Raw genomic sequence first — 15,712 nt, forward strand, 5'->3', positions numbered from 1 at the left:
GGGTAGCAATCTCGTGAATTTCCTCAGGCAAGGTCTGACCCTTGCACTTCTCGGGGCAGGGTTGGCCGCGGTGCCGCTCGCCTCATCGGCACCGGCGTCCGCTGCCGACACCACGCTGGTCCAGCGCATGAAGGACGATGCCCGGGGCACCGCCCGGGTCACGACCGAGAGGGCGACGGGACGCGTGGGCTTCGCCCGCGCCACCGACCTGCTCCCGTCGTTCGAGGCGGGCTCGAAGTCCACCGCGGCGGCCAAGGCCGGCGCCTACCTCGACCAGTACGCCGCCGCCTTCGGCGCGCGCCGCGGCGAGCTGAAGCAGACCGGCGTCACCGCGGACGCCTACGGCTGGACCGTCGACTACGCCCAGTCGTACCGCGGGGTCGAGGTCTTCGGATCGCAGATCCGCGCTCAGGTCGACAAGCAGGGCGATCTGACCGCCGTCAGCGGCTACGCCGCGCCGTCCCTCGACCTCGCCGTCACCCCGGCGCTGGACGAGGCGACCGCCAAGGCGAAGGCCGTCAAGCTGGTCAAGGCCGGCCCGACCGGCGTCGACCCCGACATGCCCGCCTCGTTCACCGACGGCGCCGAAGCCGCGTCGGCCAAGCTGATGATCTACCGCCTGGGCTCGACCCGCGGCGTCAACGGCAAGGCGGTCCTGGCCTGGGTGGTCGAGGTCTCCAACGCCAAGACCGTCCGCGAGACCGTCATCCTCGACGCGGCGACCGGCAAGCCGGTGAACCGGTGGTCCATGATCGCCCACGCGCTCGATCGCGAGCTGTACGAAGCCTTCCTCGACGACAACGGCACCCCGGACGACGAGTCGGACGACACGGTCGGCGGTCTCGATGAGCCGGTGTGGACCGAGGGCGACGCCTTCCCCGGGACGCTCGACCAGGATCAGCAGAACGAGGTCCAGGGCACCGGCGAGGCGTACTGGATGTTCCGCAACACTTTCGGTCGCGACTCCTACGACGGCCTGGGCTCGAAGATGATCACGGTCAACAACGACCCGACCATCGCCTGCCCGAACGCCAACTGGAACGGCGCGACGACCAACTACTGCTCCGGCGTCACCTCCGACGACACCGTGGCCCACGAGTGGGCCCACGCCTACACCGAGTACACCTCGGGGCTCGTCTACCAGTGGCAGTCGGGCGCCATGAACGAGGCCTACTCCGACATCTGGGGCGAGACGGTCGACATCCTCAACGACCGCTTCAACGAGGGTGACGACGGCACCCGGACCGCCGGGCTGTGCTCCCAGTACACGCGCGGCGCGGTCGGCGTCCGCATCAACGCACCGGCGGGGATCGCCGGCGACTGCGACTCGGTCCCGGCCTCGTTCGGCCCGGTCTTCACCAAGGCCGGGGTGACCACCGACCTCATCGTCGGCACCGACCCGGCCGACCCCGACGGCCCCACTCCCACCGACGGGTGCTCGCCGTTCACCAACGCGGCCCAGATCGCCGGCAAGTTCGTCTACGTCGACCGCGGCACGTGCCCGTTCTCGACGAAGACGCAGCACGCCGTCGACGCGGGCGCGACCGGCATCGTGGTCGGCAACAACTCCCCGACGGGCGCGCTCGTGTCCATGTCGGGCGACGCCGACATCTACGGCGTCATGGTCGACCAGGCCAGCGGCACCAAGATCAAGAGCGCCACCAGCACGGTCAACATCACGGTCAAGGACATCGACGAGGCGGACAAGGACACGTCCGGTCGCTGGCTGTCCGGCGAGGACGACCCGGCCTTCGGCGGCGCCATCCGCGACATGTGGAGCCCCACCTGCTACGGCGACCCGGGCAAGGTCTCCGACGCCGAGTACTACTGCGAGTTCAGCGACAGCGGCGGGGTCCACAGCAACTCGGGCGTCGTGAACCACGCCTATGCGCTCCTGGTCGACGGCGGCACCTACAACGGCGTCACCGTGCCGGCCATCGGGCTCGACAAGGCGGCGAACCTCTTCTGGCGCACGCAGACGGCGTACCTGGGCCAGACCTCGGACTTCGCCGACCTCGCGGATGGCCTGGCGGCCTCCTGCGTCGACCTGACCGGCCAGCCGATCAACAAGGTCACCCTGGGGCAGAGCGCGACCGGTGGTTCGGCCGCCACGCCGGAGGCCGCGGACCCCATCACCACGGACGACTGCGCCGCGGTGACGGCGGTGGCGCAGGCGACTGAGCTGCGAGTGGAGCCGGTCCAGTGCAACTTCCAGCCCATGCTGGACAAGGCGACTCCCTCGCTGTGCGGCGCCGACTTCAAGACCGAGGTGACGTACGCCGAGGACTTCGAGGACGGCCTCGCGGGGTGGACCCAGGACGAGGAGCTCGCCTTCCCGGAGGGCTCGGGTCTCGACTGGACCGCCGACGACTCGGCGCCGGGCGACCACGCCGGCTCCGTTGCCTACGGCCCTGCTCCGAGCGCCGGCAAGTGCACCGGGGCGGCCGGGGACATCTCCAGCCGCAACGGCCTCATCAGCCCCGCCATCACGATCGCCGAGGGCTCGAAGTCGATGCTCTCGTTCGACCACTACGTGGCGACCGAGATCGACTTCGACGGCGCCAACGTGAAGGTGAGCGTCGGCGGGGGCGAGTTCTCGATCGTGCCGACCGCGGCGTACGTCTTCAACGCCCCCGGGCGCACTCTGGAGACCGCCGCTGGTGACAACACCAACCCGATGGCGGGCCAGGCGGCCTTCACCGGGACCGACGGCAACGAGCCCGGCGGTTCGTGGGGCACGTCGATCATCGACCTGACCAAGATCCCCGGCGCTGTCCCCGGCGCCTCGGTCAAGTTCCGGTTCGACATCGGCCGAGACGGCTGTGGCGGTCTCGACGGTTGGTACGTCGACAACGTCACCGTGACCAACTGCATCGCCAAGCCGGCCGGCACCATCACCGCCACTCACGTGCCGGAGCCGTCGGCCTACGGCAAGGCGAGCAAGCTGTCGGTCTCGGTCGCGGGCGAGGCGCCCACGGGCACCGTCACCGTCGCGGAGGGCTCGAAGCAGATCGCGAACGCCACGCTGGCCGCCGGCAAGGCGACGGTCAACCTGCCGAAGACCCTGTCGGCTGGCACCCACCGGCTGACGATCAGCTACTCGGGCGACGACAACAACGTGGCGTCGACGACGACCAAGGCCATCAAGGTCGCGAAGGCCACGTCCAAGACCCGGGCGTCGGTGACGCCCAAGCGGGTCAGGGCCGGCAAGGCGGTCCGGGTCAAGGCACTGGTGAACGTGGCGAACTCGGTGAAGCCGACCGGCAAGGTCGTCGTGACACTGAAGGGCAAGCGCGTCGGCTCGGCGACGGTCAACAGCAAGGGCCGCGTGACGATCACCGTCAAGCGCCTCAAGGCCGGCCGACACACCCTCGTGGTGACGTACGGCGGCAACGGCAACATCTCGGCGAGCAAGGACCGCGTGACGGTCCGGGTCGTCCGGAGGTAGCGGCCGAGCAGTGCAGACGGGAGCCCCGCCGGACGTCGTCCGGCGGGGTTTCCGCCTTCCGGGGTGCGGGAACCGGCCCCCCAAGAGGAAGGACCGGCGCGGTGACCGATGGCTCCACGTCCCGCCACCGTTGGGGGTGGGCACTGATCCTCGTCGGCGTGCTCCTCGTCATCGCGGGAGCCGTCGGTGTGGTCAACCCCCTCGGCCTGGTCTGGGTCGCGCGGCTGCTCGACCACCCCTACCCGATGGGCGTGGCCGCCGCCCTGCTCGTGACCATCGGCATCCGGCTCCGGCTCGACCGGGTCCTGACCCGACTCGCCCTCGGCTCGATCTGCCTCGCGGCGGGCCTGGGCTGGGGTGCGGCGTGGCTGGTCTCCCCCGGCGAGGACGGGGCGGTCGCGACGTCGCAGGCGCCCGACCGCGCCGAGTACGAGGCCGTCGTACGCGAGGCGGGCAGCGACGACGAGCCGGCCTGGCTGGTGTCGGTGCGCCAGACCGGCTCCTTGCTGGCTCGGGAGTGGCCGGTCGGGTGCGCGAAGGGCGGTCTCCCGGAGGAGGCGTTCGACCGGGTCCGCTGGGCCGGGCCGGACCTGCTCGTGGTCGAGCTGGGCGAGCGGTCGCTGCAGGTCGACGTCGACCCCGCTACCGGGCGCCCCCAGCGCGGCGCCGGCCCGGGCTGGACCCGCTGCTGAGTGCGCTCAGGCCCAGTCGGCGTAGTTCTGGAGGGTCAACGCCGGCACCCGCGCGGCCGGCGTACCGACCCACAGCTCGCGGAAGCGCCGCGCGTAGGCCCGGCGCAGCCCGTGCAGGAGCCGAGGTACGGCGGGCAGCCGGGCCAGCACGGTCGCCCGGGTCCGTGCGTCCGCCCCGTCGACCAGCCAGTGCACCTCCAGCGGCGACCGGTCGTGCTGGCGGTGCCACGACGCCCACTGCGCCGGCGACAGGCTCCGGGACGCCGCCGGGACGAGCTCGGCCTCCTCGCGCTCGAGGTGCGGCAGCAGCACGGAGTCGAGCTCGGTCAGCGCGTGCAACAGCACCTCGCTGCCGGCGCCGTCGCGGTACTCGCGCGCGGCTTCCTCGAGCAGTCCCACAGCCGGGGAGATGGCACCGTGCTCGGCGTCGACCGTCGCGACCAGCGGCGCCACCGCCGGGTCGTGGCGCACGACCAGCGGGTAGAGCGCGTCCTCGGCCTCGTGGTGACGGTGCAGCGCGCCCATCAGCCACAGGACGTGGTCCCCGAGCGCCGTACGGCGGACACCGGAAGCGCCGTCGGCGACGACGATCCGGGTCCGGACCAGGTCACGCCGGAAGGCCGCGTGGGCCGTCCGGATCATCGAGGGGTCGGCCGTGGGAGCTGCCTCGGTCGCCATGGCCCGAGTCTCGGGGGCCGAGGTCGAGCGCAGTCAGCGAACAGATCACGATCAGGCCTCGATGACGACCGGGATGATCATCGGCCGGCGCCGGTGGGCGGTGTTGACCCAGCGACCGACGACCCGTCGTACGGTCTGCTGCAGCTGGTAGGCGTCGGTGTTGCCGTCGGCGATCGCCTGGTCGAGGGCGTTGATGATCGGCTGCTTGATCTCGTCGAAGGACGCGTGGTCGAGCGCGTTGCCGCGGGCGTGGATCTCGGGCCCGGCGGCCACCTTGCCGCTGACCGAGTCGACCACGACGATGATCGAGATGAAGCCCTCCTCGCCGAGGATCCGGCGGTCCTTGAGGTCTGACTCCGTGACGTCGCCGACCGACGAGCCGTCGACGAAGACGTTGCCGCACTCGACCTTGCCGACGATCTTGGCCAGGCCGTCGACCAGGTCGACGACGACGCCGTCCTCGGCGATGACGACGTTCTCGACACCGGTGGCCCGGGCCAGGTCGGCGTTGGCCAGCATGTGCCGGATCTCGCCGTGCACCGGCAGCACGTTGCGGGGCTGGACGATGTTGTAGCAGTAGAGGAGCTCGCCGGCGCTCGCGTGACCGGAGACGTGCACCATCGCGTTGCCCTTGTGGACGACCTTCGCGCCCCAACGGGCCAGGCCGTTGATCACGCGGTAGACGGCGTTCTCGTTGCCGGGGATCAGGCTGGAGGCGAGCAGGACGGTGTCGCCCTCCTCGATGTGCACGAAGTTGTGGTTGCGCTGGGCGATCCGGCTCAGCGCGCTCATCGGCTCGCCCTGCGAGCCGGTCGAGATCAGCACGACCCGCTCGGGCGGCAGGGTGGCCAGCTCCTTGGCCTCGACCAGCACGCCCTCGGGCACCTTCAGGTAGCCCAGGTCGCGGGCGATCGCCATGTTGCGGACCATCGAGCGGCCGACGTACGCGACCTTGCGACGGTGGGCGACCGCGGCGTCCAGGACCTGCTGGACCCGGTGCACGTGGGAGGCGAAGCAGGCGACGATGATCCGCTGCTGCGACTCGCGGAAGACCTGGTCGATGACCGGGGTGATCTTCTTCTCCGACGGGGTGAAGCCCGGCGTCTCCGCGTTGGTCGAGTCGGTCAGGAAGAGGTCGACGCCCTCCTCTCCCAGCCTCGCGAACGCACGCAGGTCGGTGATCCGGCCGTCCAGCGGCAGCTGGTCCATCTTGAAGTCGCCGGTGTGCAGCACCATCCCGGCGCCGGTGCGGATCGCCACGGCCAGCGCGTCCGGGATGGAGTGGTTGACCGCGACGAACTCCAGCTCGAACGGCCCGAAGGTGAGCTTCTGGCCCTCCTTGACCTTGTGGTGCACGGTCTCGCGCAGCCGGTGCTCGCGCAGCTTGCTGTCGAGCAGCGCCAGGGTCAGCTCGGACCCGACGAGCGGGATGTCCTGCCGCTCGCGCAGGAGGTACGGCGTCGCACCGATGTGGTCCTCGTGACCGTGGGTCAGCACCAAGGCCTCGATGTCGTCGAGCCGGTCCCGGATCGAGCTCCAGTCCGGCAGGATCAGGTCGACGCCGGGCTGGTGGTCCTCGGGGAAGAGCACGCCGCAGTCGACGACGAGGATGCGCCCGTCGTACTCGAAGGCGGTCATGTTCCGACCGACCTCGCCGAGCCCGCCGAAGGCGGTGACCCGGAGCCCTCCCTTCGGCAGTGCCGGCGGCGTGGAGAGCTCGGGATGAGGGTGACTCAAAGGACGTCCTTTACAAGAGGCCGGCGGCCGTGAGCCCCTCCCTCAGAGCAGCGACCTCCGCGTCGTCCAGCGCCGCGAGCGGCGACCGGACGTTGCGGTTGTCGAGCACCCCGAGGAGCTGGAGCCCGGCCTTGGCGGTGGTGGCTCCGTAGTTGGCGACGCCCATGACGGCGTCGATCGCGGGGAGCAGCCGCGTGAAGATGTCGAGGGCGGCGACGTGGTCGCCCGCCCAGTAGGAGTCGGCCATCGCCTTCAGCTGGTCGCCGGCGACATGGCCGACGACGCTGACGAACCCGACGGCACCGTGCGCGAGCCAGCCCAGGTTGGCCTCGTCGTCGCCGGAGTAGACCGCGTAGCCCAGCTCGCGGATCCGCACCCCGCGCGCGAAGTCGCCGACCGCGTCCTTGACCGCGACGACCTGCTCCCAGGCGATGGCCTGCTCGTAGGTCTCGAGCGCGATGGTCGAGCCGGTACGGCCCGGGACGTCGTACAGCATGACGGGGAGCTCGGCCGCGTCCACCACCTGGCGGAAGTGCTCGAGGATGCCCCGCTGGCCGGGCTTGTTGTAGTACGGCGTCACGAGGAGCACGCCGTCCGCGCCGTTCTTGCGGGCCTGCTGAGCCAGCAGCGTGGACGTGCGGGTGTCGTTGGTACCGATGCCGGCCACCAACGTGACGTCGCCCCCGACCGCATCACGCACGGCCGCCAGGACGTCACCGTCCTCGTCCGTCGTCGTCGTCGGCGACTCACCGGTGGTGCCCGACACGACGAGCCCGTCGTTGCCGTGCGCCACGAGGTGCTGGGCGATCCGCGCGGTGGCGTCGAGATTCACGGAACCGTCGTCGTGGAAGGCGGTGGCCATCGCCGTGAGCACGTGGCCGAAGGGCGCCTCGGGCGCGGAGGTGGTGCCGGACGTCATGGGAGCCAGGCTATCCCTCCCCCGCCCCCGATCACCGCATCCGCCCCAGCAGTCCCCTCCAGCAGTCCTTTCCTGCAATTCCACCCTGCACTCCCGCCGGTGGTCTCTCCCGTGAAGGACGAAGTCCTGAGCGCCCGTCGAGACCCCCGCAGCCAACAAGCGACCTCCGGTAGGTCGGCCTCTGCCGTGGCGTCTGCTCGGTGCACCAGGCCGGTTCGAAGACTTTTACTGAAAGAAGGGGGCTCACCGTCCGCGGTGATCAAGGGCCATCACCAGGCCGCTTCTAGCTTTCGCTCTCTTCGGGTCGACCGCTCGAACAAGGCTGTGAACAACCCTCGCATTCGACAATGTGTTCGAGTATCATATGGGTATGGCCACTCGGGACCTCCACGATTGCGACACCGCCACCGCGGTGCTCGCCTTCGTCCACGCCCGACGATCTATCCAGTTGCAGGCCGAGGCCGACCAGCTCGCCGCCGCCGTCACCTGGGCCGGCATGCACTCCACCGACTCCCTGCACGACGCCGCCGCCGTCTGGGTGCCCGGCTGCGAGGACGAGATGGCCATCGCCGGCCCCGGCGCACCCCTCATCGCCGAGTTCTCCGTGCTGGAGTTCTCCGCCGCACTGGGCCTGTCGTCGGACTCGGGTCGGATCTACCTCGGCCACGCCGTCGAACTCGCCCACCGCCTCCCACGGGTCTACGAACGCGTCCAGTCGTTGGACCTCCCGGTCTGGAAAGCCCGCCGGATCGCGGCCGAGACCATCGACCTGCCGCCCGATGGGGCGGAGTTCGTCGACACCCACGTCGCGGCAACCGCGCACAAGATCTCGATCGCCCAACTCGACCGGACCATCGAGGAGGCCCGTGTCCGTTTCGACCCCGAGACGGCCGCCCAGCGGGCGCGGGATGCGGCTGAGGTGCGGCACTTCGACATCGAGGTCCAGCAGGTCTCCTTCGACGGTCATGTCGAGGTCCGCGGAACCCTCGATCTGGTCGATGCGCTCGACCTCGAAGACGCGGTCGCTCGGGGTGCGACCCACCTCGCCACGATCGCCGACGGCCTGTCGCTCGACGCCCGCCGTTCGATCGCGGTCGGCGACCTGGCCCGCCGCCAGCTCACCCTCGACCTGAACGCCGAACCCGACCCCGACCGGAAGCGGCCCCGGCAGGTCGTGGTGCACGTGCACCTCGCCGACGCCGCCATCGCCCGCGTCGAGAACACCCGCACCCTCATCTCGGTCGAGCAGGTCCGGTCCTGGTGCCAGGACGGCGACAGCCAGGTCGTGATCAAGCCCGTGATCGACCTCGCCGGTCACGTCCACGTGGATGCCTACGAGGTCCCCGACCGGCTGAAGGAACGCCAGGCCCTGCTCCAGCACTCCTGCGTCTTTCCGTGGTGCCGACGCCGCGCCAGATCGTGCGACCACGACCACAACGACCCAGCGTCCAGAGGCGGGCCGACCTGCGACTGCAACATCGCGCCCCTGTGCCGACGACATCACCGCGCCAAGACCCACACCAGATGGCGCTACGACAAGATCGACGACACGACGTTCATCTGGCGAAGTCCGAACGGACTGAACTTCGTTCGCGACCACACCGGCACCACCCCGCAGCCCTGACCGAGCACCCCCGGCAGGGCTACGGGCACGCCCACGCGAGCAGGTCGTGGAGCCAGGCGTCGAGGCGGGTCAGCTGCTCGTCCCGGCCGAACAGCGCCTGCTTCCCCGGAGGAGGCAGGAAACCGACGGCGTCCATGACGAACCAGTACGGGTGCGGCGCGTCCGTCGCGACGTCGCCGTACGCCTCGACGAAGGCGCGAGCCCGGTCCGGACCGAGGTCGAGGGCGAGGTTCGTGGCCGCGTGCGCGGCGTCGAGCCAGGCGGGGCCGGTCGACGCCTCGACCCAGTCGACGACGCCCGAGATCGTCCCGTCGCGCCACAGCAGGTTGCGGTGGCTGAAGTCGCGGTGCAGGAACGTCGGGACATAGGTCGGAGCCTCGCCGGCGAGCAGGTCGAACGCGCGCTCCCAGGATCGTGGGTACGCCGTCCAGGGCGGCACCACCCACTTCGCCTCCCACGCCCACGACTGGAAGGTCCGGAACGGGACCGCAGGACGGACCGCGTGGATCACGGCCAGAGCGTCAGCCATCGCCGCGAGGGCACCGTCGTCCAGGTGACGAGTCGGCCCACCCGGCAGGCGGGTCATCAGGTGGGCGGCCACGCCCGCCGAGTCGCCGGCGGCGTCCAGCGCGATGCTCCGCGGAGCGGGCACGCGGGTCGACGCCAGCTCGTGCATCGCCCGCCGCTCACGGCGCGTCAACTCGGCCCCGTGGTGGCGCCACGGCTCCTCGGTCATCAGCCTCAGGACGGCCCGCGTGCCGTCCCCGGCGGTGATGTCCAGCATCGTGGACGTGAGAGCGCCGGTCAGCTCGGCGACGTCGACGACGGGCGCACCCAGGACCGTCGCCGCCCAGGTGAGGGCCTCGACACGAGGGTCCGGCACGCCCGTCACGAGCCCTCGCTCAGACGTGCGGCATGACCTCAGCGGCGACCAGGCGCAGGTGGTCGAGGTCGGCGAGGTCCAGGACCTGGAGGTAGACCCGCTCGGCGCCGAGGGCGGCGTACCGGTTGATCTTGTCGACGACCTCCTGCGGGGTGCCGGCGAGGCCGTTCTCGCGGAGCTCGTCGGGCTCGCGCCCGATGGCGGCGGCGCGGCGAGTCACCTCGGCCTCGTCGGCGCCCACGCAGAGCACGAGCGCGTTCGACCAGGTCATCGTGGCGGGGTCGCGGTCGATCGCCTCGCAGGCGGCGGCGACCCGGGCGAACTGGGCCTCGGTGGTCGCCTCGTCGACGAAGGGCAGGTTGAACTCGTCGGCGTACGACGCCGCGAGGGCCGGCGTGCGCTTCTTGCCGAGGCCGCCGATCAGGACGGGCGGCTTGGCCTGGGTCGGCTTGGGCAGGCCGGGCGAGTCCGCCACCTGGTAGTGCGTGCCGTCGAAGCTGAAGCCGCCCGAGGTCGCCCAGAGGCCGGTGATGATCGCGAGCTGCTCCTCGAACCGGTCGAAGCGCTCACCGGTGGAGGGGAACGGGATGCCGTACTTGGTGTGCTCGGCCTCGAACCAGCCGGCGCCGATCCCGAGCTCGATCCTGCCGCCGCTCATCTGGTCGACGTTGGCGACGCCGATCGCCAACGGCCCGGGATGGCGGAAGGTCGCGCTCGTCATCATGGTGCCGAGCCGGATGGACGAGGTGTCGCGGGCCAGACCGGCGAGCGTGATCCACGCGTCGCTGGGGCCGGGCAGGCCCTCGGTGCCCATGCCGAGGTAGTGGTCGGAGCGGAAGAACGCCCCGAACCCCAGCTCCTCGGCCTCGAGGGCCACGGCGAGGAGGTCGTCGTACGTCGCGCCCTGCTGAGGCTCGGTGAAGATGCGCAGCTCCATGCGGACCAGCCTGGCAGACCGCTGCGCGTCAGCCGTCGGCACTCCCCACGATCGCGCGGACCAGGCGCTCCAGCTCGGTGCGCAGCAGGTCGACGTCGCGGGTGATCAGCGGCTCGCCGGGGACCAGCGAGCGCAGGAGGGTGACCCCCGAGAAGAGGGCGAAGAGCAGCTCGGCCCGCAGCTGTGCCGTGGCCGGGTCGAGCGATGGGTCGGCCCACGACCGCTGAAGCCGGTCAATGGCCGCGGTCAGTGCCTCCTGGCGCAGCCCGCTCACCCGCTCCTCCCCCGCGCCGGAGCCGCGGAGCAGGAGCAGCAGCGGGTGCTCGTGACCGAACTCCGCCCACGCGTCGGGCGCGAGGCTCGCAATCATCGACTCCACGATGGCGTCGGGCGCGAGGTCCGATCCGTCGTCGAGCACGTCCGAGGACTCCTCGACGACCGCTGCGAAGAGGCCGTCCTTGGAGCCGAAGTAGCGGGAGATCAGCGAGACGTTGACGCCGGCGTCGGCCGCGATGTCCCGGGTGGTGGTGCGCTCGTAGCCGAGCACCGTGAACCGCCTCCGGGCCGCCCGCAGCAGGGCCGCGCGGGTCGCTTCGGCGTCGCGCGGACGACGGGGCGGGACGGGCGGCGGGGACGGGCTCACCCCGCCATCATGCCCGATGTAATCGCCCGTTTGACAAGTTGCCCACGTCATCCATACCGTTCATGTCAACGCCTGTTTACATGTTCCGGAAGGACCCGATGAGCCACCCACCCGCCCCGTCGCCGATGCGCGCCAACCTCGAGATAGCCGCGATCGGCCTCGGCGCCCTGATGGCGTCGCTCTCGCAGACGCTGATCATCCCGGTGCTCCCGGTCATCGAGGCCGACATCGGCGCCTCGACCACCCAGTCGTCCTGGCTGCTCACCTCGACCCTCCTGGTCGGCGCGGTGGCCGTCCCGATCATCAGCCGGCTCGCCGACATGTTCGGCCGCCGCCGGATGCTGCTGGTCGCCCTACTGTCGCTGGCCGCGGGCTCGCTCATCGACGCGCTCACGACCGACCCGACCGTGATGATCGTGGGCCGCGCCCTGTGCGGGCTCTCGGGCGCGTCGATCCCGCTCGGCATCAGCCTCCTCCACACCCAACTGCCGCCGGCCCGGCGCGGCTCGGCCACCGCGCTGATCAGCGCGATGCTCGGCATCGGCGGCGCGCTGGGCCTGCCGCTGGCCGGACTGCTCGCCGACAACGTCGACTACCACGTGCTGTTCTGGATCGGCGCGGTCGGCGCGGCCGTCAGTGCCGCCCTCGTCGTGGCCCTGGTCGACGAGCCGGCCGTCGGCGACCCCGGACGGATCGACTGGTCGGGCATGGTCCTGCTCGCCGGCGGGCTGGTCGCCCTGGTGCTGCCCCTCTCCCAGGCCTCGAGCTGGGGCTGGGGCTCGGCGAGGACCGTCGGCCTGCTCGTGCTGTCGGTGCTGCTGCTCGGCCTCCTCGTCGTCGTCGAGCGCCGCGTCCGCAACCCGCTGGTCGACATGCGCACCCTCGGCCGGCCCCCGATCGTGATCACCAACATCGCCTCGCTGTTCTTCGGCTTCGCGCTCTTCGCGAGCTTCGTCGGCACCGCGACCTACGTGCAGATGCCCAAGGAGACCGGGTACGGCTTCGGCTCCTCGGTGCTGACCGCTGGCCTGTGCCTGCTGCCCAGCGGCATCCTGATGCTGGTCCTGGCCCCGGTCACGGCCCGGTTGATCGGCTCCTGGGGTCCCGGCCGGGTGCTCGCGGTCGCCGGTCTGATCCTGACCGGTGGCCTGTTGCTGCGCATCGTGCTGGTCGGCGAGCTGTGGCACGTCGTCCTCGGTACGGCGATCATCGGCGCGGGCACGGGCATCGGCTACGCGAGCCTTCCGGCGCTCATCAACGCGCACACGCCGGAGCGCGAGCTGGCCGCGGCCAACGGCATCAACACCCTGGCCCGCTCGCTCGGCAGCACCCTGGCCAGCGCCCTCGGCGGCACCCTGCTCGCGTCGTTCACGGTCAGCGTCGCCGCGCTGGGCGGGGCGGAGCTCCCGTCTCTGACCGCCTACCGGGTGCTCTTCGGGATCTGCGCGGGCGCGGCGTTCCTGGCCAGCCTGGCCGGGCTCGCGCTGGCGTCGCCGAAGGTCGACACCGCGGAGACGCGGGAGCAGCAGCCGGTCAGCTGACCCGGAGTCGTCGCCCGACCAGGCGCCGGGGCCGCCCGACCGACGTCCCGATCGCCGCGCCGAGCACCGGGCACAGCACGATGCTCACGACGGTCCCGGACACGGTCGGCAACGCGACGCACAGGACGCCCAGGGCCGCCAGCGCCGCGGCCAGACCCTGCGTCGTGGCCAGCGCGGTGGCCCGCCAGGCGATCCGCCACGACCGGCTCGGCGAGCTCACCTCCGGCAGCGGGAGCCGCGCAAGGTGGTCACCCATCAGGTGGGCGACCAGGAGGAACCCGGCATACCCGCCGGGGAGCCACCAGGCGCGGGATTCTGACGAGACCGCGGCGGCCAGGCCGGGGAGCACGAGCAGCAGCGGGGCGCCGTAGCGGATCAGCGGACCGAGCAGCTCCGCGCCACCGGCGAGGCCGGGTCTCGAGTGTCGGTCATGGCGGCAGCGTAGGCGCCGACAGCCTCAGGAACGCGTGAATCGGACGACGTCGAAGCCGTCGTGCGGCTCCCGCTCGACCTCGACCCACGCGGTGCAGTCGAAGTCCGGGTAGTGCACGTCGCCCTCCGGCTCCAGCGGGATCTCGGACAGCACCTGCTCGGTGGCGACGCTCAGCGCGGCGGCGTACACCTGGGCGCCGCCGGCGACCATCACGTCGCCCGGGAGGTCGTCGGCGAGCGCGAGCGCGGCGTCGAGGTCGTGGGCCACGAGCACGCCCTCGGCCGTCCAGCCCGGGTCGCGGGTCAGCACGATGGTGGTGCGACCGGGCAGCGGCCGGCCGATGGACTCGTACGTCGTGCGGCCCATCACCAGCACGTGGCCCATGGTCAGCCGCTTGAAGACGGCCTGCTCCCCCGGGACCCGCCAGGGGATGTCCGGCCCGTTCCCGATCACCCCGTTGCGGGCGACGGCGGCGACCAGCACCACGCGTCGGGGCGTGCCCCGGCTCATACGGCGATCGGCGCCTTGATGCCGGGGTGCGGGTCGTAGCCCTCGAGCCGCAGGTGCTCCAGGTCGAAGGCGTCGAGCTCGGTCACCGACCGGTCGAGGTGGAGCGTCGGGAGCGGACGCGGCTCGCGGGTCAGCTGGAGCGCGGCCTGGTCGAGATGGTTGAGGTAGAGGTGGGCGTCGCCGAAGGTGTGCACGAAGTCGCCGACCTCCAGCCCGGTCACCTGGGCGACCATGTGGGTCAGCAGGGCGTACGACGCGATGTTGAACGGCACGCCCAGGAAGACGTCGGCGGAGCGCTGGTAGAGCTGGCAGCTGAGCCTGCCCGGCCCGGACTCCTGCGGGGCGACGTAGAACTGGAACATGGTGTGGCAGGGCGCGAGCGCCATGTCCGGGAGGTCGGCGACGTTCCACGCACTGACCAGGTGGCGGCGCGAGTCGGGGTTGGTGCGGATCTGCTCGACGACCTGCGCGATCTGGTCGACGTGCCGCCCGTCGGGCGTCGGCCACGAGCGCCACTGGTAGCCGTAGACGGGTCCGAGGTCGCCGTTGTCGTCGGCCCACTCGTCCCAGATCGTCACACCGCGGTCCTGGAGCCACTTCACGTTGGTGTCGCCGCGCAGGAACCACAGCAGCTCGGCGAACACCGAGCGGGTGTGCACCTTCTTGGTCGTGACGAGCGGGAAGCCCTCGCTCAGGTCGAACCGGAGCTGGTGACCAAAGACCGAGCGGGTGCCGGTGCCGGTGCGGTCGCTCTTCTCGACACCCTCGTCGAGGACCCGGCGGAGAAGATCGAGGTAGGCCTGCACGGGCCCAGCCTAGGCGTCGAGACCGACGGCGCCGACGATGGTGGTCCGGGTGTCGCCTCCCACCCACACCTCCTGCCCCTCGCGCCTCACGTGCACCCGTCCGGCCCGGCCCAGCACCGTCCCCTGGCCCGCGACGTACGACGAGGGCAGCCGCGAGCCGGCCAGCCACTGGCCGATCCCCGCGTTGAGCGAGCCGGTGACCGGGTCCTCCGCCGGGCCGTAGCCGGGGCAGAACGCCCGGACCTCGACGGCCAGCGGGCCCTCGTCGTACGGGCCGACGACGCCGATCTTCAGGTCGCCGAAGGCCGCGAAGTCGGGGTCCAGCGCGAGCACGGCGTCGGCCGAGTCGAGCAGCACGCCCACCCAGCCCGGCCCGTTGTCGATCCAGGTCGACTCGACGACGGCCGACTCCGGCAGCCGCAGCGCCCGACCGATCGCGCCTAGGTCGGTGGCGGAGACCGGCCCCGAACGGGTCAGCGGCGGGGCTTGGAAGGAGAGCCGACCGGCCCCGTCGCGGCGCAGCCGCACCAGCCCGGCGCCGCACTCCTGGACGACGTCGTCGCCCGCCGGCACCCCGCCGGCCTCGAGCCAGGCGTGCGCGCTGCCGAGGGTCGGGTGTCCGGCGAACGGGAGCTCCCCGCCCGGCGTCCAGATGCGCAGCCGGTAGTCCGCGCCGGGCGTCGTCGACGCCAGCAGGAAGGTCGTCTCGGAGAGGTTGGTCCAGCGGGCGAACGCCGCCATCGTCTCGTCGTCGAGGCCGTCCGCGTCGTGCACGACGGCGACCGGGTTGCCGAGCAGCGGAGCCGCGGAGAAGACGTCGACCTGGCGGAAGGGAAGCACGTCACGACGGTAGACGTCAGG

Annotated in this window: 14 protein-coding genes; 4 read left to right on the forward strand and 10 right to left on the reverse strand. The window is 71.5% G+C overall.

What is annotated here, in order from left to right; genetic code table 11:
* The first annotated feature begins 127 nt into the window (after positions 1-127).
* Positions 128-3,448, forward strand: coding sequence for a M4 family metallopeptidase (locus BLT76_RS20435; protein WP_179714421.1), 3,321 nt, complete (start codon positions 128-130; stop codon positions 3,446-3,448).
* 158 nt (positions 3,449-3,606) lie between these two features.
* Positions 3,607-4,140, forward strand: a complete 534-nt coding sequence (locus BLT76_RS20440; RefSeq protein ID WP_139175723.1) for a hypothetical protein — start codon at positions 3,607-3,609, stop codon at positions 4,138-4,140.
* A 6-nt stretch (positions 4,141-4,146) separates the two neighbouring features.
* Here BLT76_RS20440 and BLT76_RS20445 read toward each other — a convergent pair whose 3' ends face one another.
* The 3 genes from BLT76_RS20445 to dapA are packed head-to-tail and all read right to left on the reverse strand — an operon-like array spanning position 4,147 to position 7,474.
* A complete protein-coding gene (locus BLT76_RS20445; protein WP_090860152.1) occupies positions 4,147-4,818 on the reverse strand; it encodes a hemerythrin domain-containing protein in 672 nt (223 codons plus the stop codon).
* A gap of 51 nt (positions 4,819-4,869) precedes the next feature.
* Complete coding sequence (locus BLT76_RS20450) at positions 4,870-6,555, reverse strand: ribonuclease J (RefSeq protein ID WP_090860153.1); 1,686 nt, start codon at positions 6,553-6,555, stop codon at positions 4,870-4,872.
* 10 nt (positions 6,556-6,565) lie between these two features.
* Positions 6,566-7,474: a 4-hydroxy-tetrahydrodipicolinate synthase gene (gene dapA, locus BLT76_RS20455; protein ID WP_090860154.1), complete on the reverse strand. Its 909-nt coding sequence runs from the start codon at positions 7,472-7,474 to the stop codon at positions 6,566-6,568.
* Between the two features lie 370 nt (positions 7,475-7,844).
* Between dapA and BLT76_RS20460 the strand changes: the two genes are divergently transcribed.
* Positions 7,845-9,098 carry an HNH endonuclease gene (locus BLT76_RS20460; protein WP_139175725.1) on the forward strand — a complete coding sequence of 418 codons (1,254 nt, stop codon included), beginning with the start codon at positions 7,845-7,847 and terminating at the stop codon, positions 9,096-9,098.
* 19 nt (positions 9,099-9,117) lie between these two features.
* Here BLT76_RS20460 and BLT76_RS20465 read toward each other — a convergent pair whose 3' ends face one another.
* Genes BLT76_RS20465 through BLT76_RS20475 form a run of 3 tightly spaced genes read right to left on the reverse strand, consistent with a single transcriptional unit; the run spans position 9,118 to position 11,561 of the window.
* Entirely contained in the window at positions 9,118-9,981 is an 864-nt protein-coding gene (locus BLT76_RS20465; RefSeq protein ID WP_139175727.1) for a phosphotransferase family protein, read from the reverse strand.
* 19 nt (positions 9,982-10,000) lie between these two features.
* A complete protein-coding gene (locus BLT76_RS20470; RefSeq protein WP_090860157.1) occupies positions 10,001-10,918 on the reverse strand; it encodes an LLM class F420-dependent oxidoreductase in 918 nt (305 codons plus the stop codon).
* A gap of 28 nt (positions 10,919-10,946) precedes the next feature.
* Entirely contained in the window at positions 10,947-11,561 is a 615-nt protein-coding gene (locus tag BLT76_RS20475) for a TetR/AcrR family transcriptional regulator (RefSeq protein WP_170867174.1), read from the reverse strand.
* Positions 11,562-11,659: 98 nt separating this feature from the next.
* Between BLT76_RS20475 and BLT76_RS20480 the strand changes: the two genes are divergently transcribed.
* Positions 11,660-13,102, forward strand: coding sequence for an MFS transporter (locus BLT76_RS20480; protein ID WP_090860212.1), 1,443 nt, complete (start codon positions 11,660-11,662; stop codon positions 13,100-13,102).
* Here BLT76_RS20480 and BLT76_RS20485 read toward each other — a convergent pair.
* The 4 genes from BLT76_RS20485 to BLT76_RS20500 form a co-directional block, all read right to left on the reverse strand.
* Positions 13,095-13,451, reverse strand: coding sequence for a hypothetical protein (locus BLT76_RS20485; protein ID WP_090860159.1), 357 nt, complete (start codon positions 13,449-13,451; stop codon positions 13,095-13,097). The genes BLT76_RS20480 and BLT76_RS20485 overlap by 8 nt on opposite strands.
* Positions 13,452-13,559: 108 nt before the next feature.
* Positions 13,560-14,045 (reverse strand): dihydrofolate reductase, encoded by a 486-nt coding sequence (locus BLT76_RS20490; RefSeq protein WP_090860160.1) that lies wholly within the window; start codon positions 14,043-14,045, stop codon positions 13,560-13,562.
* On the reverse strand, positions 14,042-14,851 hold the full coding sequence (locus tag BLT76_RS20495; protein WP_090860161.1) for a thymidylate synthase: 810 nt from the start codon (positions 14,849-14,851) through the stop codon (positions 14,042-14,044). The genes BLT76_RS20490 and BLT76_RS20495 overlap by 4 nt, the downstream gene beginning before the upstream one ends.
* 9 nt (positions 14,852-14,860) lie before the next feature.
* Positions 14,861-15,691, reverse strand: a complete 831-nt coding sequence (locus BLT76_RS20500; protein WP_090860162.1) for a PhzF family phenazine biosynthesis protein — start codon at positions 15,689-15,691, stop codon at positions 14,861-14,863.
* Between the last annotated feature and the right edge of the window lie 21 nt (positions 15,692-15,712).

It is taken from the genome of Nocardioides lianchengensis (assembly GCF_900101465.1).
GTDB classification, from domain to species: domain Bacteria; phylum Actinomycetota; class Actinomycetes; order Propionibacteriales; family Nocardioidaceae; genus Nocardioides; species Nocardioides lianchengensis.